This is a genomic window from Moraxella macacae 0408225, from assembly GCF_000320365.1.
Classification (GTDB): Bacteria; Pseudomonadota; Gammaproteobacteria; order Pseudomonadales; family Moraxellaceae; genus Faucicola; species Faucicola macacae.
This window is the reverse complement of the sequence record NZ_ANIN01000002.1, coordinates 816,740-841,823: the sequence shown is the minus strand read 5'-3', so window position 1 is coordinate 841,823 and position 25,084 is coordinate 816,740. Positions and strand designations below refer to the sequence as shown.

Here is a 25,084-nt window from a genome sequence, read left to right as displayed (position 1 = left end):
GAGGCTATGATGAGCTTAAAAACTTTCAAGTGGACAATGAATATGGGGATATCCGCCGATGTGTATCACGCAGTCAGTAAAACGCAGTTTGATGACGGCTATACTCAGCGTGTCAGTACAGGCATTAACAACAAGCGTACAAACTGGATAGGGATAAAAACAGGCGATTTAGAAACCGTCATTAAACCAATCAAAACTTTTCTTGATGAGCACAAAGGTATTACCCCTTTTCTTTGGAATGATCCGCACGGTAATACCCACAAATACACCTGCCAAGATTATGAACTTAGCCAAAGAAAAGGCAATTTTTGGCAGATAAGCCTTAAATTTGAACAAGCCTTCTGATGGGTTTTATATTTATTGATGGCGTAAATTATGAAAACGCTCTTTATTCACGAACGGAATAACAGTTATGTCTTTTAATAGCGACATTCAAAAACTTACAGTAGACGGTATGGTTACGTTGTTTGAGCTTGATGCAACCAAAATGGGTGCTGGAATTTTACGTTTTCACGGACACAACCATGACAAAAACGAGGGCAATATCATCTTTCGTGGTCAAACGTTTATGCCACAAGCTTTATCGGTAACAGGGCTTGAAATGCGATCAGATGGCAAGGCAAGCACGCCTGTGTTAACCCTTGCCAACAATATTGCAGGGGTGCAAGGTGCGGTATCAGCATATTGTTTGCAGTTTAATGACTTTGCTACTGCAAGCCTTAAGGTTATCACAACGCTTGCCAAATATCTTGATGCGGTGAATTTTGACAAGGGCAATCCTAATGCTGGTGATGAATGTAAAGAACAGCTATGGTTTGTAGAACAAAAAACATCAGAAAACCACGCTCAGGTTACTTTTGAACTTGCCAATCCGATTGATTTGGAGGGGCTAAAAATCCCTGTGCGTGAGATTAATAATTATTGTTATTTGGCGGTACATGGACAATATAGGTCAGAAGCGTGTGGTTATATAGGCACGGCAATGTTTGATGAAACCGATAAGCCAACAGACAATCCTGTATTGGATAAATGTGGTGGGCGTATGAAATCATGCGTTTTGCGTCATGGGCGAAATAAGCCCTTACCGTTTGGGGGTTGCCCTGCCAGTGGTTTAACTGGGATTTAATAAGAAGTATCATATGAAACTTACCAAATCTTTAAAATCCGCCATTATTGCCCACGCCCTTGATTGTTATCCTGCTGAGTGTTGCGGCGTGATTGTCAATGGCAATTATATTCCTTGTGTCAATACAGCGGTAGACAATGAACAATTTACCATTTGCCCTAAAGATTTTGCCAAAGCAGAAAGTTTCGGTAAAATCCAAGCAATCGTGCATAGCCACCCAGATGGCGGGGTTTTACCATCTGATTTGGATAAATTACAGATTGAATTGCACGGTTTGCCTTGGGTTATTGTCGCAGTGTCAAAACACGAGTACGGCGAAAAACCTTCGTTTGGCTTGTATCAGCCGTGTGGGTATAAACCGCCACTTTTGGGGCGAAATTACATTCATGGCGTGCAAGATTGTTATGCCATTGTTCGTGATTTTTATGAACGTGAATTTGGCATACTGCTGCTAGAGTTTGAACGCACTGATGCATGGTGGGAAGATCCGATGCATCTACCACTTTATGAACAGAACTTTGAAAATGCAGGTTTTTTAGCGGTGGATAAACATCATTTGCAATATGGCGATATCCTGCTTTGTCGTGTGGGGAGGACGCACCATGTCAATCATGCATTGATTTGGCTTGGGAATAACGGCGTACTAACAAGCGAGATGACACCACCTTGTGTTGGTAATACCCTAATTTTACATCACCCTTACGGACGGCAAAGCGTGCGTGAAATTTATGGCAAGCAGTGGGCGGATAGGACGGTTCTTGCGGTGCGTCATCATTCAAGGCAGGGGGTTTAATTATGAAAACAATCATTTTACACGGCATTCTTGCCAAAAAATTTGGCAAATCGTTTAAGTTGTCTGTAGACAGTGCCAAAGAAGCCATGCGTGCTTTATGCGTACAGCTTGTTGGTTTTGAACAATTTATGATGAATGCTCATAGACAAGGATTGCGTTTTGCGGTGTTTAATGACACGCACAACATTGGCGAGCGTGAGCTTGAGATGACTCACACTGCTAAGATTATCCGAGTTGTGCCTGTGGTGGAGGGGTCAAAAAAAAGCGGCGTGTTACAAACCGTGTTAGGAGCGGTCATGGTAGCAGCAGGCATTGTGGTAACTGGTATGACTTTTGGGGCGGCAGGGGCAGTAGGTGCAGGTTTGATTGGTGCAGGGATTGGCTTGATGGCAGGGGGTATTGCACAAATGTTTATGCCAAAAGCGGACACACAAGACCAAAATCAAGACGGAAACAAAGCAAACAAAGGTTTTGGCGGTGCAGTTACGACTGTTGCACAAGGCAATCCCATACCGATTTTATACGGTGAACGAGAAATTGGTGGATTTATCATGTCGGCAAGTCAACTTTCAGAGGACATGTTGTAATCATTGTAACCACACATTGTAACCACACATTATAACCACAAGTATAGACACAATCACAATCAGAGACAATAAAAATGACCATTTATGGTGCTAAAAAAGACGGCAACAAACAGCACAAGCCCATCATTGCTCCAGACTCTGCACAATCAAAAACTTACATTAGCATACTTTATGGGTTGGGTGAAGGTGAAATTGCAGGGCTTGTAGATGGCTATAAGTCGGTTTACTTGGATAATACGCCACTACAAAACGACAACGGCGAGTTTAATTTTCCAAATGTCAAGGTGGATTTTCGTTCAGGCACAAACGACCAAACCTACATTGATGGTTTTCCCGATATAGCAAATGAAACAGGTGTGGGTGTGGAATTAAAGCATACCACGCCGTGGGTAAAGTCGTTTAATAATCTTGATCTTGATGCTCTACGGATACGTTTAAAATGGGGAGCACTTCGTTCACAAGATACTGAAAATGGTGATGTCAATGGGGTAAAAATTGATTATGCTATTGATATTAAGACAGACAAGGGTGGCTGGGTACAAGTTTTAAATACATCGATCAATGCTAAGACATCGGAAGCTTACGAACGCTCACATCGCATTGATTTGCCTGTTGCTACAACTGGTTGGCAAGTGCGTGTGCGACGCATCACACCAAATAGCACATCTGATTATGTTTTGGACAAAATGTTCATATCAGCAATTACCGAGATCATTGATTTAAAATTACGCTATCCAAACACTGCTTTATTGGGTTTACGCTATGATGCTGAAAGTTTTGGCAATGTTGCCAAGATGTCAGCTCGTTGTAAGGGCTTGATTATCAAAGTGCCAACCAACTATGATCCTGTGTCTTATACTTATGATGGGCTGTGGAATGGTGAATTTAAATTGGCATACAGCAATAACCCTGCGTGGGTGTATTATGACTTATGCACCGCCGAGCGTTACGGTTTGGGTGGGCGACTGAAAGCGTATATGATTGACAAATGGTCTTTATACCGCCTTGCCCAGTATTGTGATGAAATGGTAGATGATGGTATGGGAGGGCGTGAACCGCGTTTTGCAGTCAATGTCTATATTCAATCAGCACAAAGTGCGTTTGATTTGTTGTCAAAATTGGCAGGCGTATTTCGTGCAATCAGTTACTGGAATGGTACAAGTATTGTACTGGACGCGGACATTCCACAAGATAGCATGTACTCATTTAGCCGTGCCAATGTCATTGACGGTATGTTTGAGTACACAGGCACAAAAGCCAGAGATCGACATACTGTTGCAAAAGTGGCATGGGATAACCCTGATAATCACTTTAAAACCGAGTATGAATACGTAAGAGATGAAAAAGCCATTGCCAAATTTGGCGTGCGTATTGTTGATATTTCAGCTTTTGGCTGTACATCTAAAGGTCAAGCCCAGCGTGCAGGACTTTGGGCGTTAAAGTCTGAACAACTTGAAACACGCATGGTAACGTTTAAAGTGGGTTTAGACGGCTATATGCCAAGCCCTGGCAAAGTGATTGAAATTAGCGATGAGTTGTTTGCAGGGCGTGCAACAGGCGGTCGTGTATTGGCAATAAATGATAAAAAAACCGTCGTTACGTTGGATCGTTTTATCGTTGCCAATGCAAATGACACGCTTGTGATTAACGGTGATGATGGTATCAGTCAAAGACGACAAATACAAGCGGTAAGTGGTGATAAAGTTACTGTTACTAAGCCGTTTGATAGTATCAGTGTGGAAAATGTGTGGGTGCTAGACAGCAAAGATCTTGCTACCATGAAATTTCGTGTGTTATCAGTAACGGCAGATGACAATCACCGATTTACCATCACCGCAGTGCAATACAACCCTGCCAAATATGACGCGATTGACGCAGGGGCGTATATTGATGAATATCCGATCAGTGTCATTAATCCTACTGTACAAGCCCCTACAATATCGGTCAATTTGTCATCGTATCATGCTATCAATCAAGGCGTAACCGTTACCACGCTTGTCATCTCATGGGAGCAAGCGACAGGAGCGGTAAAATATCAAGCAGAATGGCGAAAAGACAACGGCAATTGGCAAGCTTTGCCACTTACAGGTACAAACAGCATTGAGATTGGTGGTGTATACGCAGGACAATATGAAGCACGCGTAACGGCTATTAACGCTTTTGGACAAGCAAGTCTGGCAACATATTCAAACTTAACTAAAATTCAAGGCAAGCAAGGCAAGCCTATAAAACTTGCCAAATTAACCGTTCAAGGGGTATTGTTTGGCATGGAGCTTGGTTGGGTTTTTGGAGAAAAGTCAGAAGACGCAAATTTTACAGAAATACAGCTTAGTCCAAACGGTTACAGTGATATCACCACGCTTGGTACATTTGCCTATCCAACCAACAAACACGAAATTACAGGACTACAAGGCAACTTAACCCAGTTTTACCGTGGGCGTATCGTAGACAAACTTGGCAATGTATCAGACTGGACAGATTGGGTAAGTGGGACGACATCAGCAGATGCCAATAAAGTGCTTGAGATTTTGTCAGGCCATATTGGCGAGTTGCATTTAGATCAAAAACTAAGGCAACCGATTGCCAAAATTGACGGTATTGAAAATGGGCTAAACGGTGTTAAAAACCAAATTACCACGCTTGTTACAAATATTAATGGTTTACAAACAACCACCGCTCAAAAGCTGTTACAGCTTGAAAGCGATCTAAATGATAAAGCAACCGCCACCGCCCTACATGACTTAACCACGCGTGTTACCCAAGTGGACGGATATATCACAGCACAAGCCAACAAAATTAACACCTTGCAAACAAGCGTAAGTGGCCAGATAGCCAGTATTCGCAATGTTGAACAGTCAGTCAATGGCGTAAAAGCGGTTAAAGCGGTAACGGTAGACAATAACGGCTTTATCAGTGGTTATGGTTTGATGAGTGAGTTACAAAATGGGCAAGTAACCAGCAGTTTTGGTATTAATGCTGACCAGATTTATTTTGGTTCAACAACATTAAGCAAAAAACCGTTTGTATTTACGACACGACCTATTACGATTGACGGTGTGCGTTATCCGATAGGGGCGTGGTTTAACACTGCGTCTATTGCAGAGGCTTCTATTAAAAATGCACATTTAGCCGATGCCAGTATTGAAAATGCCAAAATTGCCAACGGTGCAATTAGCAGTGCCAAAATCCAAGATGGCCAGATTATGAATGCCAAAATCCAAGATGGGGCAATTACCACCGCTAAGATTGGTATAGCACAGGTTGATACTTTACAAATCAAAGGCGAAGCAGTTGTTGTGCCTAGACTACAATACTCACCACAGGAGTTTGCGTTTTATACCATTGACACCGAAGAAGAAATTAACCGTGTTAGCCTTGATGCTCGTGGGGGAGCAGTGTCAATCCAATTTACTTTTGAGAAATTAACCGCTCGTTCGGGCGGTAATAATGACGGCTCAAATGGGGTGGTGATTATCCGTATTAAGCGAAATGACACCACGCTTAGAGTGATCAGAATGGAAGGGCATATGGCAACCGATACCATCACAACAGGCTATGGGGATAACAGACACATTTCAACACACCCATACAAGCAATTAGATTATGAATTTATCACACTTGCAACCTTAATAGATAAACCACCACAAGGCGAGCAGATTTATACGGTTACACTGGAAAGCCGTGGGCTAAATTCAGGCAAGTCAAGTAGTGATAGAGCTTTATATCCTGTTGTGATTACGGCACGTAGTTTTCAGTTATTAGGCGTAAGGAGGTAGCATGCTTATTGTGCTATATATTTACAAAAAATCAGACGGTACATTTTTATACCAAGACACAGGCAATCCTGATGATGTCATCAAAGACCTATTGGACAATAAAGACTTTACTCTAACTCCAATACCAAACAATGATAAGTTATGGCGGTGGGTAGATGGCCGTTGGGTTTAGCATGTATTTGTCTTATTATTAACCAAATTTTAATTGGATTTTTTACCATTACCGCCATTTGGCGGTTTTTTATTGGAGTTAACCATGCCTGAAAAAGATCCCACTACTTATACGCTACTCACTTACATTTGGGTAGGACTGCTTGCTATGGGAGGAGGGTTGGTAGCGTTTATCAGACGGCTCAATGAACAAAAACAACCAGAAAAATTGCGTGTTGTGTTTGTCAAACTTATTGGTGAGCTTGTCATCTCAGGATTTGCAGGCTTAATTACGTTTTATTTTTGTGAGTTTTTAGAAATTGAACAATTATTGACAGCGGTATTGGTTGCCGTCAGCGGTCATGCAGGTGGCAATGCCATTGATCTTGTAACGAGACTTATTGAAAAACACATCAACCGAAAAACAGGAGATTGATTATGACAATTGCAAATGAATTAAAATGGATTGCCAATGCACGCAAGCTTGTTGGTATAACCGAAATAAAATGGGCAAAACACAATCCAGTTATTATTGGGTTGTGGAGATCTGCTTTTGAAGCGGTTGGTCAGCAGCCACCTGCTGTGTTCAAAAACGACGAGACAGCGTGGTGTGGCGGCTTTGTTGGCGGTGTGCTTGCTGATAGTGGTTTGGGATATCATATTCCAAATGCCTTTCCTATGGCAAGGGCGTGGCTAAAAGCTGGCACAAAATTAGACAAACCTGCTTATGGTTGTATCGTGGTTTTTTGGCGTGGCACACCTAAGTCCGCCAGTGGTCATGTTGGTTTTGTTGTTGGGCGTGATAGAAAAGGCAATCTTATGGTATTGGGTGGCAACCAGTCCGACAAGGTTAGTATTGTGCCATTTGCCACCAGCCGTGTGTTAGGCTATCGTTGGTGCGGTACATTACCAAATCCTGCAAAACACAGATACGATTTACCCCTCTTGGATAGTGATGGGAGGGTATCAAAAAATGAAGCTTGATAATATCCCCACATCGAGAAGGTGTGGGGATATTTTTTTGCGGAAAATTTGCGTATTTTTATAATATAAATTATTTAACTTATTGATTTTATTTGTTTATTTCTTGAGCAGGGTGTTATCAACCATCGGGGCGGTGCTAATACGCTTATTGCCTGATTTTAAATTGATTTGTTGTGTAGGCATTGATTTTATTACCTTTTGGGATCGATCGGCGTCATATAAAACGCTTTTTGGCTTGGTTTTAAAAAAGCGGCAGTTATTATAGAGTGATTAACAAAAAACTACAATCACAAAATAAAATCAAAAAATACAGTCATTGGTTTTATAAAAAATGTTTTATAAAAAAATGTTTTATAAAAATATAATGCTTAGTTTTGCCAAATTTTGTTATAATAAATAGATTTATTTTATCCATATTGTCATTATTAACAAATATTTAAAACTTAAGGAAATTTTATGACAAACGCACAACATTTTGATTACATTGCAATTGGTGGCGGATCTGGCGGTATTGCAAGTGTGAACCGAGCTGCCCAATATGGCAAAAAATGCGCGATTATTGAGGCAAAACACATTGGTGGAACTTGTGTGAATGTAGGCTGTGTGCCAAAAAAAATCACCTGGTATGGCGCCCAAATTGCAGAAGCGTTAAATAAATATGCCGCCGATTATGGTTTTGACATTACGCTGAATAAATTTGATTATGCAACTTTGGTAAAATCTCGCAATGCCTATATTGAACATGTGCATAAAGTATACGATCGTGGTTTTGAAAAAAACAACGTTACCGTGATTAATGGTTTTGCCAAATTCATTGATAAAAACCGCGTTGAGGTTACCTTGCAAAATGGTGATATCCAAACGGTTACCGCTGATAAAATTGTGCTTGCAATGGGTGGGCGTCCTACGCGTCCAAACATTGACGGTCAACAATTTGGCATTGATTCGGATCAATTGTTTGATTTAACCAAACTGCCAAATCGTGTCGCTGTGGTGGGCGGTGGCTATATCGGTGTTGAAATTTCTGGTGTGTTTAATGGCCTTGGTGTAAAGACACATTTGATTTTACGCGGTGAAAAACCACTAAAAGAATTTGACGCAGATATTGTAGATACACTTGTGGGGGTGATGAAAACCGATGGCATTCAGTTGCACCCTTGCACTGAAATTAACAAAGTGACAAAAAATGCTGACGACAGTTTAACCTTAAATTTTAACAATGGTGAAACGCTCGATGTGGATTGCTTGGTATGGGCGGTTGGACGTAACCCTGCAACCGATAATATTGGGCTGGAACAAGTGGGTGTTGCATTAAACGCCAACGGTTTTGTTAAAGTGGATAAATTCCAAAACACCAGTGTTGACAATATTTATGCAATTGGTGATATTATTGAAAACGGCGTGGCATTGACACCAGTTGCAGTTGCAAGTGGCCGTCGTCTTTCTGAACGTTTGTTTAACAATAAACCCAATGAGCATTTGGATTATAACTTAATTCCAACGGTGATGTTTAGCCACCCGCCGATTGGTATGATTGGACTTACCGAAGATCAGGCGATCAAACAGTTTGGCGTGGATAATATCAAGGTTTATAACTCATCGTTTACACCAATGTACGGTGGCGTAACACAGCATCGTCAGCCATGTCGCATGAAACTTATTTGTCAGGGCGATAATGAAAAAATCGTTGGTTTACATGGTGTGGGTTTTGGAGTTGATGAGATGATCCAAGGTTTTGCAGTGGCGATTAAAATGGGAGCAACCAAGGCGGATTTTGACAATACAGTGGCAATTCACCCAACAGGATCGGAGGAGTTTGTAACGTTGCGTTGATTGAATGAAAATTCATGCACAAGCGTTTAACAGCAGTTTTTAACAAAAGTTTTAAAAATAAGTTTTAATAGTAGCCATAAAACATCGTCAATTTTGGCGATGTTATAACAGCAAGGTTGTTACTTATCATGCAAACCATCGTTGAAAGTGCAGAGCAAGCCCTACAAATGCTAAAAGAGGGCAATGCTCGTTTTGTGGAAAGCCTAAAAAATCCAAATGCCACCCTGTTGGCAAGCAATGCTTTGACCGATGTACATGACCCTTATGCAATTATTTTGGGTTGTTCGGATGCTCGCGTGCCCGCTGAAATTATTTTTGATCAAAGTTTGGGCGATTTGTTTGTTATCCGTGTGGCAGGCAATGTTGTTGCACCGTCACAAATTGGTTCGGTAGAATTTGCTACTGAAAAATTTGGCACAAAACTTGTGGTTGTGCTTGGACATTCGCATTGTGGGGCGGTAACCGCTTGTGTGGAAACGTTAATTAATCCTGAACAGTATTTTTCACCAAACTTACAATCCATTGTGGATAGAATACGTCCAAGCGTGTACAATTTGCACGAAATTTACACAGCAGGCGGACAAGCAGTAGATGCTGATGAACTGGTTGCTCGTGGTATTAAAGCCAATGTGCGCATGTCAGTCAGCCAGCTTAAACACGGTTCTCGAGCCTTAGAGGATTTGGTAGATGCAGGGCGGTTGTTGATTATTGGAGCGGTGTATGATTTAAAAACAGGCAAGGTTGCATTTTTAAAATAAATTTTTTAAAATAAATTTAGCAAATTTTATCAAGGTGATAGCATGACCACAGCAACAAAAACCACAGCAACAAAAACCACAGCAACAAAAATTTCTGAACAAACACAAAGTTATACCTTTAATCATACCATGTTGCGCATTAAAGATCCAAAACCATCACTGGATTTTTACCAAAATGTGCTTGGTATGACCTTGCTTTACAAAAAATCATACCCTGATGCCAAGTTTGATTTGTATTTTTTGGCAAAACTTAGTGATAATGAAATTGCCAATTTACCTGCACAAGATACCGCCGAACGTGCAGAATTTACCTTTAGTCAGCGTGGGGTTTTGGAGTTAACGCACAATTATGACACACAAAACGATGCCGATTTTGCCTATCATCATGGCAATAGCGAGCCTAAAGGGTTTGGACATATTTGTTTTGCTGTGCCTGATTTAATGGCGGCCGTGGCGTGGTTTGATGAAAATAACGTGGTTTTTCAAAAACGCCCAGAAGAAGGCATGATGAAAAATATTGCTTTTATCAAAGATCCAGATGGTTATTGGATTGAAATTGTACAAGCCAATACCATGCGTTAATCGGTTAAAATCTGGTGGGCTGGCTTGTTAAGCCTAGCTATTGCCTGTTTAATCATTGTCTCGTCGAAACAAAAGTTGCTTGCTATCAGAAAATTCTTCCACAAAATAATAACCGTCCAAAGCAAAGTTTTTTAACTCATCTACATGTGTCAACTGATTTTCGCAGGCATAACGCACCATTAAACCACGGGCTTTTTTGGCATAAAAACTCACCACTTTATAAACACCATTTTTGCCATCTTCAAAGCGTGGCGTTACGATATCGGCGTGAATAACATTTGGATTTATCGCCTTAAAATATTCGTTGGACGCTAAATTTACCAACACCTTGTCGCCATTTTTAGCCATACGCTGATTGATCAGATTGCCAATTGTGTCGCCCCAAAACTGATACAAATCCTTACCGCGTGCGTTGGCAAGTTTTATCCCCATTTCTAAGCGATAAGGCAAAATTAAATCCAGCGGTTTTAACAAACCATATAAGCCTGATAAAATGCCAAGTTGTTGATTTAAATATAAAATTTGTGATAGATTCAGTTGATAAGCATTCAAACCTGCATACACATCACCGTCAAATAAATAAATCGCAGGTTTTGCTTTTTGGTGTTGGCTAAATGGCAGGTTTTCACTCCATTGCCAATCATCATTACGTTGTTTATTTAGTTCTGCTAAATTATGTGAAATATGCATCAATTGCATTAAATCTGTTGGATCTAAGGGTTTTAAGATGGACATTAATTCACAGGCCGAAGGCATAAGTTTAGGTTGGCTGTACTGATCAAACTCAAGTGGCGGTGTATCGGTTTCGTTTAAGTTTTTGGCAGGTGATAGTAAAAAATACATAATAATACCTTATAAAATTTCTAATTAATAACACTTGGTTCATTGATCTAATCAACGGTATAGCACCATGTTGGGCGTTTTGTTACCAAACAGAGCAGTTCATAACTTACCGTGGCATTCCAATTGGCAACGTGATCAATTGGCAATTTGTCGCCCCATAATTGTACAGGCGTGTGCAAGGTTACGTTACTGTTTGCAGGAATTTCTACCATAAGCATATCCATGGCCACTCGTCCAATAATCGACAAATGTTCTATTTTATCGCTAATTTTTGCCACCACATACGCATCATCGCTAATCACTCTTGGATAACCATCGGCATAACCTACGCTAACAATGCCAATTTGACAAGGTTGTTTGGCTTGCCAACGACTGCCATAGCCCACACAATCACCAGTATCGAGTGTGTGAATTGCCATGATACTGGCTTTAAATTGCATGACAGGGCGTAAGTTTAATTGTTCGGCAGTTTGTTCGGAAATTGGAGTTGCACCATACAGCATGATGCCTGCACGCACCCAATCATGTTGATGTTCGGCAAAATTAACAATGCCTGCTGAATTGCACAGTGAACCTTGTACCGTTGGACTAACTTGTTGTTTTAAGGTTGACAAAACGCGTTCAAAAATACTGATCTGTTGCTTATTTTGTGGGTGATTTTTTACATCGGCATTGGCAAAATGACTGGTTAAAATCAGCGGATAGCCAATTGCGGATAATTGTTTGGTAATTTGTAAAATCTCGTGTTCGCTAAAACCTAGGCGATTCATGCCTGTGTTGAGTTTTAGCCAAATTGGTGTGTTGCTAGGCTCTTTGGAGGGGTATTGTAATGCCCAACTAAGCTGTTCGGTATGATGTATCATACATTGCAACTGATTGGCAAGGCAGTATTGCCACTCTTCTAAAGAAAACGCCCCCTCAATCACAATAATCGGCTTATCCCAACCGGCTTGTTGCAGTGTTTTGGCCTCTGCCAAACAAGCCACACCCAAGGCATCGGCTGATTGTAACGTTGGCAAGCACTCATTGACGCCATGTCCGTAAGCATTGGCTTTTACCATGGCCATAAGTTTGGCGTGAGGAGCGTGTTGTTTGGCAATTTGTAAATTGTGGGCTAGGGCGGATAAATCGATGGTAATGTGAGTATTTCGCATGATTGTTTCTATTTAAATGATTGATCTAATACAAGTTATTCATTGGCATCGCTATGAATTTCACCTTGATACATTTCTGGAGTTAGGTTAATAAAACGGGTAAATTGCCCTTGAAACCCAAGTCTAACTGTGCCAATTGGACCGTTACGCTGTTTGCCTATGATAATCTCGGCAATGCCTTTGGCATCGGTTTTTTCATTATACACCTCCTCACGGTAAATAAACATAATCAAGTCGGCATCTTGTTCAATGGCTCCCGACTCGCGCAAATCTGACATAATTGGACGTTTGCTGGGGCGGTTTTCTAAACTGCGATTTAGCTGGGATAGAGCAACGACAGGGCAGTTCATTTCGCGTGCCAAGGCTTTTAAACTGCGTGAAATTTCGGAAATTTCACCAACGCGGTTGCCATCTAAACTGGGTACTTTCATCAATTGCAAATAGTCTACCAACACAAGCCCAAGTTTGCCATCATTGTCTTTGGCGATTCTGCGACAACGCGAACGCACCTCAGATGGAGGCAAGGCGGTGCTGTCATCTATGTACAGTTTTTTGTTGTGCAAATGGGCAATAACAGTGGTTAACATTGACCAATCAGGTTCGGTTAATTTGCCCGAGCGTAAACTGCCTTGATCAATGCCACCCCAGGACGATAAAAGTCGCATAACAATCGATTCAGCGGGCATTTCCATAGAAAATACTATCACGGGCAAATCGGTATGATTTAAAACCGCTTCTGCCAAATTCATCGCAAAAGTAGTCTTACCCATAGATGGCCTGGCTGCAACGATGATCAAATCACCGCGTTGCAAGCCTTGAGTTTTGTTGTTTAATTCTGCAAATGGGGTTTGCAATCCGATCAAGCCGTCAGGTTGTCCTTTTAGGGTTTGAATGGTGTCCATCACACTGGTAATTACAGTATTGATACGAACCGGGCCTTTGCTTTGTGAGCTGCGACTGTATTGTTCGTTAATTGCAAAAATCTCGCTTTCGGCAACATCTAAAATATCACTAACGCTTTGCCCTTTGCTGTCATAGGCAAGATTGAGCATATGGTTGCCCGCCTTGATGATTTGACGCAATACCGAAAACTCGCGCACTCGCTGGGCATAAGCGGATAAATTAAACAAAGTTGCAGGGCTTTGCGATAAAATTTCTGCCAAATAATCCGTGCCTCCGGCGGCGTTGAGTTGTTTTTGTGATTCAAGCCAATCGGATACCATGACCACATCGTAAGGCTCGTTTCTGTTGGCAAGGTGCATAATGGCATTAAAAATCAACTGATGCCGTTGGGCGTAAAAATCTTTTTCGTTAATGCTGTCAGAAATGCGTTCAAAACTTTCTTCTAAAGACATTAAACTTGCCAACACAGATTTTTCCAAATCAATGCTGTGAGGCTGATGTAGTGTATTTTGGGATAAAATAGGTTGTGCTGATTTTTCGGTTTTTTCGGTGGTTGTAAACGACTGATTGTTGGGTAAAGTGTGTGTATTGGGCAAGTGATTGTCTGGCATTTTTTTCTCAAAATTTTCTAAGTGTTTGGTAATCAATGAATTATTTTTTAGCAAGCCACTATACTTAATTTTTTGCCAAAAAACCAATAAATATTTTTAATCAAAATTTGCAAAAAAAACCAAAAACAAAAACCACAAAAAAAAGAGACAACCAAAGTCATCTCTTTTTATGCTTCTAGTCTTATGCGTCTAGAAAATCAACATTTAAGCCAAGCAATTTTAAGCTAAACTTAGCAATTAAACTTAGCAATTAAGCATTGCTGTCTTCTGCTAAAATCGTTACCAAAATATCGGTATTAATGTCATGATGTAGTTGGATAGTTACATTGTACTCACCAACATTACGCAGTGAACCTTCGGGTAATTTCACTTCTGAACGATCAACTGGTAAGCCAGATTTTGTCAATGCATCGGCGATATCACGCGTACCAATAGAACCGAACAATTTGCCTTCATCACCTGCTTTTGCACGGATAATGACGTTTACATCTTGCAATGCTTCTGCACGTTTGTTGGCTTCTGCCAATTCTTGGGCTTCTTGTTTTTCTAATTCAGCACGGCGTGCTTCAAATTTTTGAACGTTTGCTTCAGTGGCAGGCAATGCTTTGCCTTGTGGTACAAGAAAGTTACGACCGTAACCTGCTTTTACATTCACAGTATCACCCAATTTGCCTAAGTTAGCGATACGTTGTAATAAGATAACTTGCATATATCACTCCTTAGATTATTTTTGGCTGTCAGTGTAGTGGATTAACGCAAGGTAACGAGCTTGTTTGATAGCAGTCGCTAGTTGGCGTTGGTATTTGGTTGAGGTACCAGTAATACGGCTTGGTACGATTTTGCCACTTTCACTGATGTATTGTTTGAGCAATTCTACATCTTTATAGTCAATGTGGGTAATGCCTTCAGCAGTAAAACGGCAAAATTTACGACGGCGGTAAAAACGTGCCATGGTTAGTCTCCTTAATTATTCGTCGTTATTGTCAGCGTCGTCAGATGACTCATCATCGGCTGATTGGTAATCTTCTTGGCTGTCGTTACGGCGTGATGCTTTGCGTGCACGCTTTTCTTCAGCGGATTTTGCCAATGGTGACTCTTCGGTAATTGCTTCATCACGGCGGATAATCAGACTGCGAATAATCGCATCGTTATAACGGAATAGCTCTTCTAATTCATCAAGAGTAGGCTGGCCTACTTCGATGTTAAGCAACACATAGTGAGCTTTGTGTACTTTGTTAATTGGATATGCCAATTGACGACGTCCCCAATCTTCTAAGCGATGGATAATACCATTTTGCTCTTTGATAAGGTTCATGTAACGCTCAACCATGCTAACCACTTGGTCGCTTTGGTCTGGGTGTACTAACAACACCAGTTCATAATGTCTCATAAAGACTCCTTACGGATTAAATAGCCATTGACCCCATGCCAACAGCAAGGAGATGGTTTTGATAAAAGCTAAAGTTTATCAAACACACAATAAAGTGCAATATTTTACGCTAAATTTATTGATTTGGCAAGTTTTATTTAAAATTATCGCTCCACTTGCCCCACATCTCTTACCGCCCCTGTATCGGCACTGGTGGTTAAAGCCGCATAAGCACGCAAGGCTTGTGAAACATAGCGTTCACGCTTAACAGGCTTCCATGCTTGTTTGCCAAGGGTTTGCATATTTACACGGCGTTTATCAAGCTCGTCATCACTGATATCCAAATGAATGCTGCGTTTTGGAATGTCAATATGAATGCGGTCAAATTCTTCAACCAAACCAATTGCCCCGCCTTCAGCCGCTTCGGGGCTTGCATGCCCGATTGAAAGTCCAGACGTGCCACCGCTAAACCGCCCATCGGTGAGTAATGCACACACTTTGCCAAGCCCTTTGGATTTTAAATAACTGGTCGGATAAAGCATTTCTTGCATGCCAGGGCCACCTTTTGGGCCTTCGTAGCGGATAATGACGATATCACCTGCGACAATTTTGTCCGCCAAAATTGCTGCCACTGCATCGTCTTGGCTTTCAAATACTCGGGCCCGTCCTGTAAAGGTTAAAATGCTTTCGTCCACGCCTGCGGTTTTTACCACACAGCCACGTTTGGCAATGTTGCCAAATAATACCGCCAAACCGCCATCTTGTGAATAGGCGTGTTCTTTGGAGCGGATACAGCCGCTTTCACGGTTTAAGTCTAGGTTAGGATAGTGTTTATTTTGGCTAAAGGCCTGCGTGGTGCGTACGCCGCCAGGGGAAGCGATGTATAAATCCCGAGCCTGTGTGTTGTTAGGATTCATCACGTCCCATTTTGTTAAGGCGTGTTTTAACGTGGTTTCATGCACGGTTGCCACATCGGTTTGTAATAAGCCAGCACGGTCAAGTTCGGCCAAAATTCCCATCACGCCGCCAGCTCGGTGCACGTCTTCCATGTGGTATTTTTGCGTGGCGGGGGCGACTTTGGATAAACAAGGCACACGGCGGCTTAAGCGGTCAATGTCCGCCATTTTAAAATCCACTTTCGCTTCATTGGCAGCGGCGAGCAAGTGCAAAATGGTGTTGGTAGAACCGCCCATGGCAATGTCAAGACTCATGGCGTTTTCAAAAGCGGCCTTGGTGGCAATGTTGCGTGGCAAAACCATGTCATCACCTTGTTCATAATGACGTTTGGCAATATTGACAATGGTACGCCCGGCGGTTAAAAACAGCTCTTTACGCTTGGCATGCGTGGCAAGCAGCGAGCCGTTACCCGGTAAAGACAAACCTAAGGCTTCGGTCAAACAGTTCATCGAATTTGCGGTAAACATGCCCGAACACGAGCCACAGGTTGGACACGCCGAGCGTTCGGTGGTTGCCACATCGCTGTCTGAAATCATGTCATCGGCGGCGTCAATCATGGCATCGACAAGGTCAAGTTTACGCACTTTTTGCCCTTTGTCATCGGTTACGGTTTCATGCACGCTATGTCCATCGCTCAAAGTACTTGCCAAAACTTTGCCTGCTTCCATTGGCCCGCCTGACACAAAAATCGTTGGAATATTCAGTCGCAAAGCCGCCATTAACATACCGGGCGTGATTTTATCGCAATTAGAAATGCACACCAACGCATCGGCACAATGGGCGTTCACCATATATTCCACGCTATCGGCAATCAAATCACGGCTGGGCAAGCTATACAACATACCACTATGCCCCATTGCTATGCCATCATCTACGGCAATGGTGTTAAATTCTTTGGCAACGCCGCCTGCTTGTTCAATCTCGCGCGCCACCAATTGCCCCATGTCTTTTAAATGCACATGCCCCGGCACAAACTGGGTAAATGAATTGGCAATGGCAATAATCGGCTTGTTAAAATCATCATCAGTCATGCCTGTGGCTCGCCAAAGGGCTCTGGCACCTGCCATGTTGCGGCCATGAGTGGAAGTTTTGGAGCGGTAAGTTGGCATACATAATCCTTAAAATTGGCTAAAGGGCTAAAATTTCTTATTTTACCGTTAAAAGCCAAATCAGTAAACCCAATTGGTAGGGCAAACAAGCGTTAAAAGCGTTAAATTTGCTTACTGATTTATAAGAAAAAGTTTGCTAAAATAGGTTTTGTTATATCTAAATGAATCAAAACCATGCCAAAATCAACCACCAATCAAGCCGTTAGCAAGAATCCAATTTGTCAAGCATTGGAGCAAACTTTACAGTTTTTGCATGATGATGGACAAGTTAAACCTGTGCGTATTTTGTTAATTGCTGAAAATCATGATTATTTTCAAATGCTTAAGCAAAACTTTACGGATTTTGATTATCAATTTTATCCAAATGATGTATTTAATGAAATTAAATTTTATCAGCAGTACGATGTAGCCATTTTGATTTTAAATCAACCAGATATTGCGGTTTCTAAACAAAACCTACAGCGTTGTCGTGATTTATTTGCCAAATACAATTTGGTTTTTAATGCCAAAAATAGCCCTCTTAATCCCATTGAATTTGGTTTTCGGTATTTTTGCCAAACCTTTTGTCAAATTAACCAACAAAATTTTAACCTTTATCAGTTTAATCTGTTTGATTATAAACAATTGCCAGATTGGCTAAACAGTAAGTTTTGGGCAAATCCTGAAAATTGGGATAAGTTTCGTTGGTGAATTAGCGGTTATAGGATTTTTGTTAAAATTTAGCCAATATTGTTAAAAATTTTGCTTAAAACTATTTACAAAAAATCATTAATTGTTTAATCTATAGCAATTATTTTTACGGTTTTGTAAGGAAAGATCATGTTAAATATCAAAAATGTATTGACAGTTTCGATGGTTGTGGGTGGTTTGGTACTCACGGGTTGCTCTGCCAAACAAAAAACCTCAGAGGTTGTGGTTTCACCGGTGGCTGTGTTAGATACAAATGCAAATACAAATGCAAATGCAAATGGCTACTATAATGGCGGTGCTGCTGTAAATAACAGTCCAGAAACTGTGAATGCAGCGGCTGCTATGAGTGAGGTTGGTACGGTGTATTTTGCGTTTGATAGCAGTGAAATTGACGAACAAGGTCAAGCAGTGCTTAACAAGCAAGCTGAATTTTTAAAATCCGATCCATCAGCTCGCGTACAAATTTCAGGTCATACCGATGAACGTGGTAGCCGTGAATATAATATGGCATTGGGTGAGCGTCGTGCAAAATCAGCCCAAGCTTATTTGGTTTCACAAGGCATCGATGTATCTCGTACTGAAGCGGTAAGTTTTGGTGAAGATCAGCCTGCAGTAGAGGGCGAAACCGAAGATGCGTATGCTCAAAACCGTCGTGTTGAATTAAGCTACTAATTTATTTGACAGATTAGGTTTATTTGACAGATAGGTTTTAGCTATTATTTTTAGTCATTGTTAAAATTTGTGATTGATGCAAATTTATCATTTAACCCTTGCAAATGCGTGGCTTGCAATTGCCAATATTGATGAAATGCTTATTGATGAAATATTGGCAAATCAAGTTGCGATTGATTCCGATGTCTGTTTTGCCACAACAAACTTTGCAACAACAAATTTTACAAAACCAAAACCAAAATCCAAATCTTCGCTTGCTTGTCGACAATTGTTAAGCCAATTGCAAATAGCAATTCACCAAATTGGTGAATTAAACGAATCTGAATTTCCGTATTGTTTCATTGCAAATTCACAAAAATGGTTTGTAAGTTTTAGTCATAGCCAATACCAAGTGGCGGTATTGTTGGCAAATGTGGCAAATATTGGCGTGGACATTGAAAATAAACCAATAAAATCTGGCGTTGTTAGGCGATTTTTTAGCCAAGCGGAAAATCAGTGGCTTGGCCAAATCGATATGGAGCATGCACAATTGGCAAAAACGTTATTGTGGACGTTAAAAGAAAGCCATATTAAAGCGACAAACAACAAAGCGACAAACAACCAACAAAACAATCAGCAAACGAACCAAAATAGCCAACAAAATTTAACTTTAGCGAAAGGGCTTGGTGTGAATGTATTGCAATGGGCTAGGTTTAATGAATTGGGGCTTTTGTTGCAAAACAACAAACCTTACAATGAGCTGATTTTGGCAAATGCCGTGATTGGTTTTTTGCCAAACTTCCAATGCGGTTGGTGGGTGGGACGCTCGCTGTAATTATTCTTATGTTTAATAAAATTAACCAAATATATGCCAAATCAGAATAAAAAATAACGTGAAAAATTGTAAAAAGTCTTTTTTTTAGCCACTTACCGTGTTATATTATTCCTTAGCAAATATCTGTAATATTTGTAAAAATATAGCAAATTTTCTTACAAAAACTTAACAGACGGATAGCTTGCTTAAACGATCCAAGTTTTAGTTTATTTTGTTAATTGAGGATTTAATATGTCAGTTCGTGAACAAGGTATTGTTAAATGGTTTAACGATTCAAAAGGTTTTGGATTTATCCAACGCAACACAGGCGAGGATATTTTTGTGCATTTTCGCTCCATTCAAGGCGAGGGCTACCGTTCCTTGCGTGAGGGACAAAGTGTAGAATTTATCGTTACTGAAGGTCCAAAAGGCTTACAAGCCGAAGAAGTAACCAAACTTGGCTAATCGTTTGTAAATACATGGTGCTTGACGGTTTTATTAATATTTTTTAAAAGCAAATGTTAAAAAACTAATGCTAAAAACCAATGTTAAAAAACTAAGCTGCTTAAGCTAAACCAAGCAAGTTGGCTTGGTTTTTTGTGTTTTGGTTTTTTAATCAATTTTTAAGCCTTGGTGCTTAAGTTTTATAACAAATTCATCTTTCATACTCGTATTCTTTCATACTTATATTAAGGCATGCTGTGTTTCAATTATTTTCCCAATTACCGCTTCACCCTGCTTTGTTAAAAGCCATTGTCAAACTCGGTTATACCCAATTAACGCCCATTCAATCCCAAATTTTACCGCATACATTGGCAGGGCAGGATGCAATTGGACAGGCTCAAACAGGAACAGGAAAAACAGCGACGTTTTTATTAACCATTATTAACGAATTGTTAACCAATCCTTTAAAAAAAGATCAAGATGGTGAGCGATATTTGGGGGAAACTCGATCGTTAATCTTAGCACCAACCCGTGAATTGGCACAGCAAATTTACCAAGATTGTTTGCAATTGACTCAATTTACCAAGTTAAACACAGTGTGTTTGTTGGGAGGTATGGATTATGAGCAACAAGCTCGCCCTTTGCAACAAAAATTTGTGGATATTGTCATTGCAACTCCAGGCAGGTTGCTTGATTTTTGCCATCAAGGTTATGTATACCTTGATCGGACGGAGGTGTTGGTGCTAGATGAAGCCGATCGCATGCTTGATATGGGTTTTATTCCTGACATTAAACGACTGATTCGCATGATGCCTACAAATACGCATCGACAAACGTTGTTGTTTTCGGCAACTTTTAACCAAGATGTGATGAATTTGGCGTATCGTTGGTTGTATAAACCGACTTTTGTTGAGATTGAGCCTGAACAAAAAACCAGTGAAAATATCGAACAAAAGTTTTATATGATTGCTGAAAATGAAAAATATCAGGCATTAGAGCAATTAATTCAAAATTTTAGCGGACAAAAGTTGATTATTTTTGCCAATCGTAAAGATCAAGTTCACCGTTTATACGAAAAACTAAGCCGTCAATACAATGTGGTTGTTTTATCTGGTGATGTCATACAAAGCAAGCGCGAAAAATATTTGGCACAATTTCGTAGCGGTAAAGCCGATATTTTGGTGGCAACCGATGTGGCAGGGCGTGGTATTCATGTAGATGATGTGGCGTGCGTGGTGAATTTTACCTTGCCAGATAGCCCTGATGATTATGTGCATCGCATTGGACGCACTGGGCGTGCAGGTAATAAAGGGGTTAGTATCAGTTTTGTTGGTGAAAATGATGGTTTTAATTTTCCTGCAATTCAAGATTATTTAAGTGGTGAAATTAAACTTGAACAATGGTGATGTAACTGTGCTAAATATTGCCAATCAATTGCCATGCGAGTTTTTGCAACCTTGGCATCAAGTGGATATTGTTAAAATTTTAGCAAAAATGCCTGATTTTTATCCTGTTTTTCTTAATAATCATGGGCAAAATTTAATTGCATTTTTGCCAAAAACCAGTTTTGTGGTTTATTTTAGTGAGCAACCAAACTTGTTTAACGTTACGATCAATGACGTTACAACCAATCAAAAAAACAAAACCTATGTATTGAATTTTGAGCAAATTAATCAATTATTGGTTGATTTTTGTGAGCAAAATCAATCTGTTGTTAAATATCACACTGTTGTTAAAAATCACAATGCCGATTTAAATTATTATCAAAATGGTTTAATTGGTTTTGTGAGTTATGATTTTTCGGCACATGCACTGGCGGATTTGGCAAAACATTCGCTTGATTATAATAAGCCCTGTGCTTTTTTTGCTCATTATCCTTACTTTTTACAAAAACTTAATCACAATTGGTATTTAATAAGTTATACAACAGAATTAACTGATTTGGTGGCAATAAGACAGCAGCTTACCGAGATTTTTGAGCAAAATTTGGTGGTTAAAACGCATGTCTATAAACCGTTAACATTGTCTGCCAGTTGGCAATATGCCGATTATCAGCGTGCTTTTGATAAGGTGCAACGCTATCTGTACGCAGGCGATTGTTATCAGATTAATTTAACTCAGCAGTGGCAAGCCAAATTAAAAAACCAAACATTAGCCGACTGTTTAACGCCTTTACAATTGCCAATGCAGACCGATTTTTCAGGTTATTTAAAAGTTAAGGGCATGGAAGTTTTAAGCTGTTCGCCTGAATTATTTTTTACTTTTGTTAAAAAAAATCATCAGATAGAATTAATTACTAAGCCAATAAAAGGCACGCGTCCTCGACATGCTGATGCAAATATTGATGAAAAACTAAAACATGAATTAAGTTTAAGTGAAAAAGATATTGCTGAAAATGTGATGATTGTGGATTTGTTGCGCAATGATTTGGGTAAATATGCCAAAACAGGTTCGGTTGCTGTGCCAAAATTATTTGATATTGAAAGTTTTAGCAATGTACATCATATGGTCAGCACGGTTACCGCCACGCTTAAACCTAAAATTCACCCAATGACAGCACTGTTACAAAGTTTGCCTGCAGGGTCAATCACAGGCACGCCAAAAAAACGGGCGGTTGAGATCATTCATGAACTGGAAAGTGATAATCGTGGTGCGTATTGTGGCACGCTTGGTTATCTGAATTTTGACGGCAGTGGGCAATGGAATGTGCTAATTCGTACGCTACAAGCCTATAATGACAGGGTAGAACTGTGGGCGGGCGGTGGTGTAACCATTGCATCAGATTGTAGGGCGGAGTATCAAGAATGCTTTGATAAAGTGGGGAATTTGTTAAAATTTTTAGCAAAATAAGCGTGTTAAAAATTACAAAACAGATCGTAATTGATCGTTTTGTAATTTTTAATTTTTTAATTTGTAATTTTTAATTTTTTATAAATTTTTTTAAATGAAAACGCTTAATAATCAACCTTAATAATCAATCGGTTACGCCTTGCCAATCTGTTTTTGGTTTGGCGTAACATTCGCCATTGGCAAGCATGGCTTTGGCCTTAGGTGTGCCTGTATATTTCCAATGCCAAGATTCTTGGGAAATGCCTGTGGCTTTTGAATAAGTAGACGAAAAAGTTTGCACAAAGCCGTAATTGTGGGCGTTTTGTTGCAACCAACGATAACCTGCGGTTTTGGCAAAATTGTCATTAATCGGAGCAAAATCAATCGCAAGCCCTGTATGGTGTTCAGAAAAACCAGGGTGTGATGAGACGGAATAAATTTGTTGATCGCTTTGCCCGGCTTTTTGTTTGCGTTTGATGATACCGCGTTGATAATCTACCGATCGAAACGCCGATCCAATCGTCAAATTTGCCCCTTGACTGCGTGCATCGGCCATCATGCGGCGTAATTCATCAGCGGCCATGCGATGTACTTTATAGCCCTTTACGGTTACCAAATCACGGCTCGATGCTTCAGGGAATTTAAAGTGATAAAAACCGACTTGTCCTGCTGGTAGGTAATACTGGCAACTGTGCTGTGCTGTTTGAATTTGAGCGGTTGCGACGTTTTTGGCAAATGCAGAAACAGGCAATACCAAACTGCCAATGATCGCACCCAAACTTACCATGTAACTTATCATGCGTTTTGTGAACGGCATATTTGCTCCAAATGTGCATTAAAAAATGTTTTAAAAGATTGTTTAAAAAAAAGATTGTTTAAAACTGTTTAAAAAAAACTTGCCACCAAATGATAACATGAAATGCAAAATAACTAAAGTAAATCTAAATTTTAAAGACAAGCTAAATTTTAAAGACAAGCTAAATTTTAAAGACAAGCTAAAATATCCATGACAGAGAACGGATAAAATAAAGTATGATTTTGGGTTACCAAAACAGGAATTTTGTCCGACCATGCGTGCGTTAACGGATTGTCAAACGTGGCAATATCCACATACTCCCATGTAATATCTGCGATTTTTTGGGCTTTTGTTAGTTCGGCGATTGCCAATTCACACAAATGACAGCCGACCGTGCCATATAATTGCCAAATCATTGGAGTATGTATAGGTTTCATAGGGTTGCTCTGCAAGTATGATGATAAAAGTATGCTAATAAAAGATAGCCAAAACTGCTATAATAAGGTATATTTTTTGGTTTAACAAGTTGCGATTTAATGGTTAATGTATGTCAAAATCCAATAGCGATTCTCAGATGCCAACCAAGTTTGTTGTAGGCTTTAACACATGGTTAAAACGCTTATTTTTGGGGATATTGACGGTGTTTTTGGCCTTGCATTTGATGGTTTTGGCGTTATTAATGATCTGGAAAACACAGCCGATTAATCACAGTATGTTTATGATTTTACACCGAATTTCTACGTCTAATGATGTAAAACAAACATGGATAAACGATGACCAAATTTCAATCAATGTCAAACGGGCGGTGATTGCCAGTGAAGATGCCAATTTTGCCAATCATCAAGGTTTTGACATTCAAGGGATTGAAAACGCAATTAAAACCAACCAAAAAGCAGGTAAAATCTCTGCCGGTGGCTCAACGATTAGTCAACAGCTTGCTAAAAATCTGTTTTTATTTCCGCAACGTTCTTATATCCGTAAGGGCGAGGAGGCATTGATTACCTTGATGATTGAACAATTGTGGACAAAAGAGCGAATTTTAACCGCGTATCTTAATGTGGTAGAATTTGGCAATGGCATTTATGGCATTGAAGAAGCGACGCAACATTATTTTAACAAACCAGCCAAACGTTTAACAAAGCGTGAGGCGGCATCACTGGTTGCGATGTTGCCAAATCCAAAATTTTACCAAAAAAACCGAAAAAATCAACGGCTTAACAATAAAACCAAGATTATTTTGCGTCGCATGGGTGGGGCGGATTTGCCTGATTGAAGTTTGTTAAGAAATAGATTGAAAATTAAGTTTTTATCTTATATGATTATAA

Annotated in this window: 27 protein-coding genes; 18 read left to right on the top strand and 9 right to left on the bottom strand. The window is 40.1% G+C overall.

Translation table 11 applies throughout. The features are described 5' to 3' along the window. The first annotated feature begins 9 nt into the window (after positions 1 to 9). The 11 genes from MOMA_RS09310 (at position 10) to gloA (ending at position 10,589) form a co-directional block, all read left to right on the top strand. On the top strand, positions 10 to 345 hold the full coding sequence (locus tag MOMA_RS09310; RefSeq protein WP_083874869.1) for a phage tail protein: 336 nt from the start codon (positions 10 to 12) through the stop codon (positions 343 to 345). Between the two features lie 67 nt (positions 346 to 412). Then, a complete protein-coding gene (locus tag MOMA_RS09305) occupies positions 413 to 1,126 on the top strand; it encodes a phage minor tail protein L (protein WP_009502281.1) in 714 nt (237 codons plus the stop codon). Between the two features lie 13 nt (positions 1,127 to 1,139). After that, entirely contained in the window at positions 1,140 to 1,919 is a 780-nt protein-coding gene (locus MOMA_RS09300; protein ID WP_009502280.1) for a C40 family peptidase, read from the top strand. Continuing rightward, on the top strand, positions 1,919 to 2,506 hold the full coding sequence (locus MOMA_RS09295; protein ID WP_040625216.1) for a tail assembly protein: 588 nt from the start codon (positions 1,919 to 1,921) through the stop codon (positions 2,504 to 2,506). Before MOMA_RS09300 ends, MOMA_RS09295 begins: the two co-directional genes overlap by 1 nt. 74 nt (positions 2,507 to 2,580) lie before the next feature. Further along, positions 2,581 to 6,282 carry a host specificity protein J gene (locus MOMA_RS09290; RefSeq protein WP_009502278.1) on the top strand — a complete coding sequence of 1,234 codons (3,702 nt, stop codon included), beginning with the start codon at positions 2,581 to 2,583 and terminating at the stop codon, positions 6,280 to 6,282. A gap of 1 nt (position 6,283) precedes the next feature. After that, positions 6,284 to 6,454 carry a hypothetical protein gene (locus MOMA_RS09890; RefSeq protein ID WP_161600317.1) on the top strand — a complete coding sequence of 57 codons (171 nt, stop codon included), beginning with the start codon at positions 6,284 to 6,286 and terminating at the stop codon, positions 6,452 to 6,454. Positions 6,455 to 6,538: 84 nt separating this feature from the next. Beyond that, positions 6,539 to 6,868, top strand: coding sequence for a phage holin family protein (locus MOMA_RS09285; protein WP_040625432.1), 330 nt, complete (start codon positions 6,539 to 6,541; stop codon positions 6,866 to 6,868). A 2-nt stretch (positions 6,869 to 6,870) separates the two neighbouring features. Continuing rightward, entirely contained in the window at positions 6,871 to 7,416 is a 546-nt protein-coding gene (locus MOMA_RS09280) for a TIGR02594 family protein (RefSeq protein WP_009502276.1), read from the top strand. A gap of 456 nt (positions 7,417 to 7,872) precedes the next feature. After that, positions 7,873 to 9,249, top strand: a complete 1,377-nt coding sequence (gene gorA, locus MOMA_RS09275; RefSeq protein ID WP_009502275.1) for a glutathione-disulfide reductase — start codon at positions 7,873 to 7,875, stop codon at positions 9,247 to 9,249. A gap of 128 nt (positions 9,250 to 9,377) precedes the next feature. Next, entirely contained in the window at positions 9,378 to 10,007 is a 630-nt protein-coding gene (locus tag MOMA_RS09270) for a carbonic anhydrase (protein ID WP_009502274.1), read from the top strand. 42 nt (positions 10,008 to 10,049) lie between these two features. Continuing rightward, the gene (gene gloA, locus MOMA_RS09265) at positions 10,050 to 10,589 is read left to right on the top strand and encodes a lactoylglutathione lyase (RefSeq protein ID WP_009502273.1); all 540 of its coding nucleotides are present in this window, start codon (positions 10,050 to 10,052) and stop codon (positions 10,587 to 10,589) included. A 48-nt stretch (positions 10,590 to 10,637) separates the two neighbouring features. Here the strand turns inward: gloA and yaaA are convergent, their stop codons facing one another. From yaaA to ilvD, 7 genes are all read right to left on the bottom strand, one after another. Next, the gene (gene yaaA, locus MOMA_RS09260) at positions 10,638 to 11,432 is read right to left on the bottom strand and encodes a peroxide stress protein YaaA (protein WP_009502272.1); all 795 of its coding nucleotides are present in this window, start codon (positions 11,430 to 11,432) and stop codon (positions 10,638 to 10,640) included. Positions 11,433 to 11,479: 47 nt separating this feature from the next. Further along, positions 11,480 to 12,586, bottom strand: coding sequence for an alanine racemase (alr, locus tag MOMA_RS09255; protein ID WP_009502271.1), 1,107 nt, complete (start codon positions 12,584 to 12,586; stop codon positions 11,480 to 11,482). Between the two features lie 35 nt (positions 12,587 to 12,621). Further along, the gene (gene dnaB, locus MOMA_RS09250) at positions 12,622 to 14,100 is read right to left on the bottom strand and encodes a replicative DNA helicase (RefSeq protein WP_051012767.1); all 1,479 of its coding nucleotides are present in this window, start codon (positions 14,098 to 14,100) and stop codon (positions 12,622 to 12,624) included. 250 nt (positions 14,101 to 14,350) lie between these two features. Beyond that, entirely contained in the window at positions 14,351 to 14,809 is a 459-nt protein-coding gene (rplI, locus tag MOMA_RS09245; protein WP_009502269.1) for a 50S ribosomal protein L9, read from the bottom strand. A gap of 15 nt (positions 14,810 to 14,824) precedes the next feature. Continuing rightward, positions 14,825 to 15,052: a 30S ribosomal protein S18 gene (rpsR, locus tag MOMA_RS09240; protein WP_009502268.1), complete on the bottom strand. Its 228-nt coding sequence runs from the start codon at positions 15,050 to 15,052 to the stop codon at positions 14,825 to 14,827. Positions 15,053 to 15,067: 15 nt separating this feature from the next. Next, complete coding sequence (gene rpsF / locus MOMA_RS09235) at positions 15,068 to 15,490, bottom strand: 30S ribosomal protein S6 (protein ID WP_009502267.1); 423 nt, start codon at positions 15,488 to 15,490, stop codon at positions 15,068 to 15,070. Between the two features lie 143 nt (positions 15,491 to 15,633). Beyond that, positions 15,634 to 17,535: a dihydroxy-acid dehydratase gene (gene ilvD, locus MOMA_RS09230; RefSeq protein WP_009502266.1), complete on the bottom strand. Its 1,902-nt coding sequence runs from the start codon at positions 17,533 to 17,535 to the stop codon at positions 15,634 to 15,636. 174 nt (positions 17,536 to 17,709) lie between these two features. Here ilvD and MOMA_RS09225 point away from each other — a divergent pair, with 174 nt between their 5' ends. The 6 genes from MOMA_RS09225 to MOMA_RS09200 all read left to right on the top strand — a co-directional run bounded on the left by MOMA_RS09225 (position 17,710) and on the right by MOMA_RS09200 (position 22,984). Further along, positions 17,710 to 18,225: a DUF6231 family protein gene (locus tag MOMA_RS09225; protein WP_009502265.1), complete on the top strand. Its 516-nt coding sequence runs from the start codon at positions 17,710 to 17,712 to the stop codon at positions 18,223 to 18,225. 129 nt (positions 18,226 to 18,354) lie between these two features. After that, the gene (gene pal, locus MOMA_RS09220) at positions 18,355 to 18,897 is read left to right on the top strand and encodes a peptidoglycan-associated lipoprotein Pal (protein ID WP_009502264.1); all 543 of its coding nucleotides are present in this window, start codon (positions 18,355 to 18,357) and stop codon (positions 18,895 to 18,897) included. Positions 18,898 to 18,973: 76 nt separating this feature from the next. Continuing rightward, the gene (locus MOMA_RS09215; protein ID WP_009502263.1) at positions 18,974 to 19,711 is read left to right on the top strand and encodes a 4'-phosphopantetheinyl transferase family protein; all 738 of its coding nucleotides are present in this window, start codon (positions 18,974 to 18,976) and stop codon (positions 19,709 to 19,711) included. A gap of 231 nt (positions 19,712 to 19,942) precedes the next feature. Then, positions 19,943 to 20,155, top strand: a complete 213-nt coding sequence (locus MOMA_RS09210) for a cold-shock protein (RefSeq protein WP_009502262.1) — start codon at positions 19,943 to 19,945, stop codon at positions 20,153 to 20,155. Between the two features lie 236 nt (positions 20,156 to 20,391). Beyond that, entirely contained in the window at positions 20,392 to 21,540 is a 1,149-nt protein-coding gene (locus MOMA_RS09205) for a DEAD/DEAH box helicase (RefSeq protein WP_009502261.1), read from the top strand. Then, positions 21,515 to 22,984 (top strand): anthranilate synthase component I family protein, encoded by a 1,470-nt coding sequence (locus MOMA_RS09200; protein WP_227498104.1) that lies wholly within the window; start codon positions 21,515 to 21,517, stop codon positions 22,982 to 22,984. The genes MOMA_RS09205 and MOMA_RS09200 overlap by 26 nt, the downstream gene beginning before the upstream one ends. A gap of 124 nt (positions 22,985 to 23,108) precedes the next feature. Here MOMA_RS09200 and MOMA_RS09630 read toward each other — a convergent pair whose 3' ends face one another. Together MOMA_RS09630 and MOMA_RS09190 are read right to left on the bottom strand one after the other, a co-directional pair. Then, on the bottom strand, positions 23,109 to 23,780 hold the full coding sequence (locus tag MOMA_RS09630) for a M15 family metallopeptidase (RefSeq protein ID WP_009502259.1): 672 nt from the start codon (positions 23,778 to 23,780) through the stop codon (positions 23,109 to 23,111). 167 nt (positions 23,781 to 23,947) lie between these two features. After that, a complete protein-coding gene (locus tag MOMA_RS09190) occupies positions 23,948 to 24,196 on the bottom strand; it encodes a glutaredoxin family protein (RefSeq protein WP_227498103.1) in 249 nt (82 codons plus the stop codon). Positions 24,197 to 24,306: 110 nt separating this feature from the next. On the opposite strand from MOMA_RS09190, the gene mtgA reads away from it, so the two are divergent. Continuing rightward, positions 24,307 to 25,032: a monofunctional biosynthetic peptidoglycan transglycosylase gene (gene mtgA / locus MOMA_RS09185; protein ID WP_009502257.1), complete on the top strand. Its 726-nt coding sequence runs from the start codon at positions 24,307 to 24,309 to the stop codon at positions 25,030 to 25,032. The last annotated feature ends 52 nt before the right edge of the window (positions 25,033 to 25,084 follow it).

Bases quoted from the DNA above. Each gene is read 5' to 3' on its own strand.
- MOMA_RS09310 (WP_083874869.1), top strand. From the start codon at position 10: ATGAGCTTAAAAACTTTCAAGTGGACAATGAATATGGGGATATCCGCC.
- MOMA_RS09305 (WP_009502281.1), top strand. From the start codon at position 413: ATGTCTTTTAATAGCGACATTCAAAAACTTACAGTAGACGGTATGGTT.
- MOMA_RS09300 (WP_009502280.1), top strand. From the start codon at position 1,140: ATGAAACTTACCAAATCTTTAAAATCCGCCATTATTGCCCACGCCCTT.
- MOMA_RS09290 (WP_009502278.1), top strand. From the start codon at position 2,581: ATGACCATTTATGGTGCTAAAAAAGACGGCAACAAACAGCACAAGCCC.
- MOMA_RS09890 (WP_161600317.1), top strand. From the start codon at position 6,284: ATGCTTATTGTGCTATATATTTACAAAAAATCAGACGGTACATTTTTA.
- MOMA_RS09285 (WP_040625432.1), top strand. From the start codon at position 6,539: ATGCCTGAAAAAGATCCCACTACTTATACGCTACTCACTTACATTTGG.
- MOMA_RS09280 (WP_009502276.1), top strand. From the start codon at position 6,871: ATGACAATTGCAAATGAATTAAAATGGATTGCCAATGCACGCAAGCTT.
- gorA (WP_009502275.1), top strand. From the start codon at position 7,873: ATGACAAACGCACAACATTTTGATTACATTGCAATTGGTGGCGGATCT.
- MOMA_RS09270 (WP_009502274.1), top strand. From the start codon at position 9,378: ATGCAAACCATCGTTGAAAGTGCAGAGCAAGCCCTACAAATGCTAAAA.
- gloA (WP_009502273.1), top strand. From the start codon at position 10,050: ATGACCACAGCAACAAAAACCACAGCAACAAAAACCACAGCAACAAAA.
- yaaA (WP_009502272.1), bottom strand. From the start codon at position 11,432: ATGTATTTTTTACTATCACCTGCCAAAAACTTAAACGAAACCGATACA.
- alr (WP_009502271.1), bottom strand. From the start codon at position 12,586: ATGCGAAATACTCACATTACCATCGATTTATCCGCCCTAGCCCACAAT.
- dnaB (WP_051012767.1), bottom strand. From the start codon at position 14,100: ATGCCAGACAATCACTTGCCCAATACACACACTTTACCCAACAATCAG.
- rplI (WP_009502269.1), bottom strand. From the start codon at position 14,809: ATGCAAGTTATCTTATTACAACGTATCGCTAACTTAGGCAAATTGGGT.
- rpsR (WP_009502268.1), bottom strand. From the start codon at position 15,052: ATGGCACGTTTTTACCGCCGTCGTAAATTTTGCCGTTTTACTGCTGAA.
- rpsF (WP_009502267.1), bottom strand. From the start codon at position 15,490: ATGAGACATTATGAACTGGTGTTGTTAGTACACCCAGACCAAAGCGAC.
- ilvD (WP_009502266.1), bottom strand. From the start codon at position 17,535: ATGCCAACTTACCGCTCCAAAACTTCCACTCATGGCCGCAACATGGCA.
- MOMA_RS09225 (WP_009502265.1), top strand. From the start codon at position 17,710: ATGCCAAAATCAACCACCAATCAAGCCGTTAGCAAGAATCCAATTTGT.
- pal (WP_009502264.1), top strand. From the start codon at position 18,355: ATGTTAAATATCAAAAATGTATTGACAGTTTCGATGGTTGTGGGTGGT.
- MOMA_RS09215 (WP_009502263.1), top strand. From the start codon at position 18,974: ATGCAAATTTATCATTTAACCCTTGCAAATGCGTGGCTTGCAATTGCC.
- MOMA_RS09210 (WP_009502262.1), top strand. From the start codon at position 19,943: ATGTCAGTTCGTGAACAAGGTATTGTTAAATGGTTTAACGATTCAAAA.
- MOMA_RS09630 (WP_009502259.1), bottom strand. From the start codon at position 23,780: ATGCCGTTCACAAAACGCATGATAAGTTACATGGTAAGTTTGGGTGCG.
- MOMA_RS09190 (WP_227498103.1), bottom strand. From the start codon at position 24,196: ATGAAACCTATACATACTCCAATGATTTGGCAATTATATGGCACGGTC.
- mtgA (WP_009502257.1), top strand. From the start codon at position 24,307: ATGTCAAAATCCAATAGCGATTCTCAGATGCCAACCAAGTTTGTTGTA.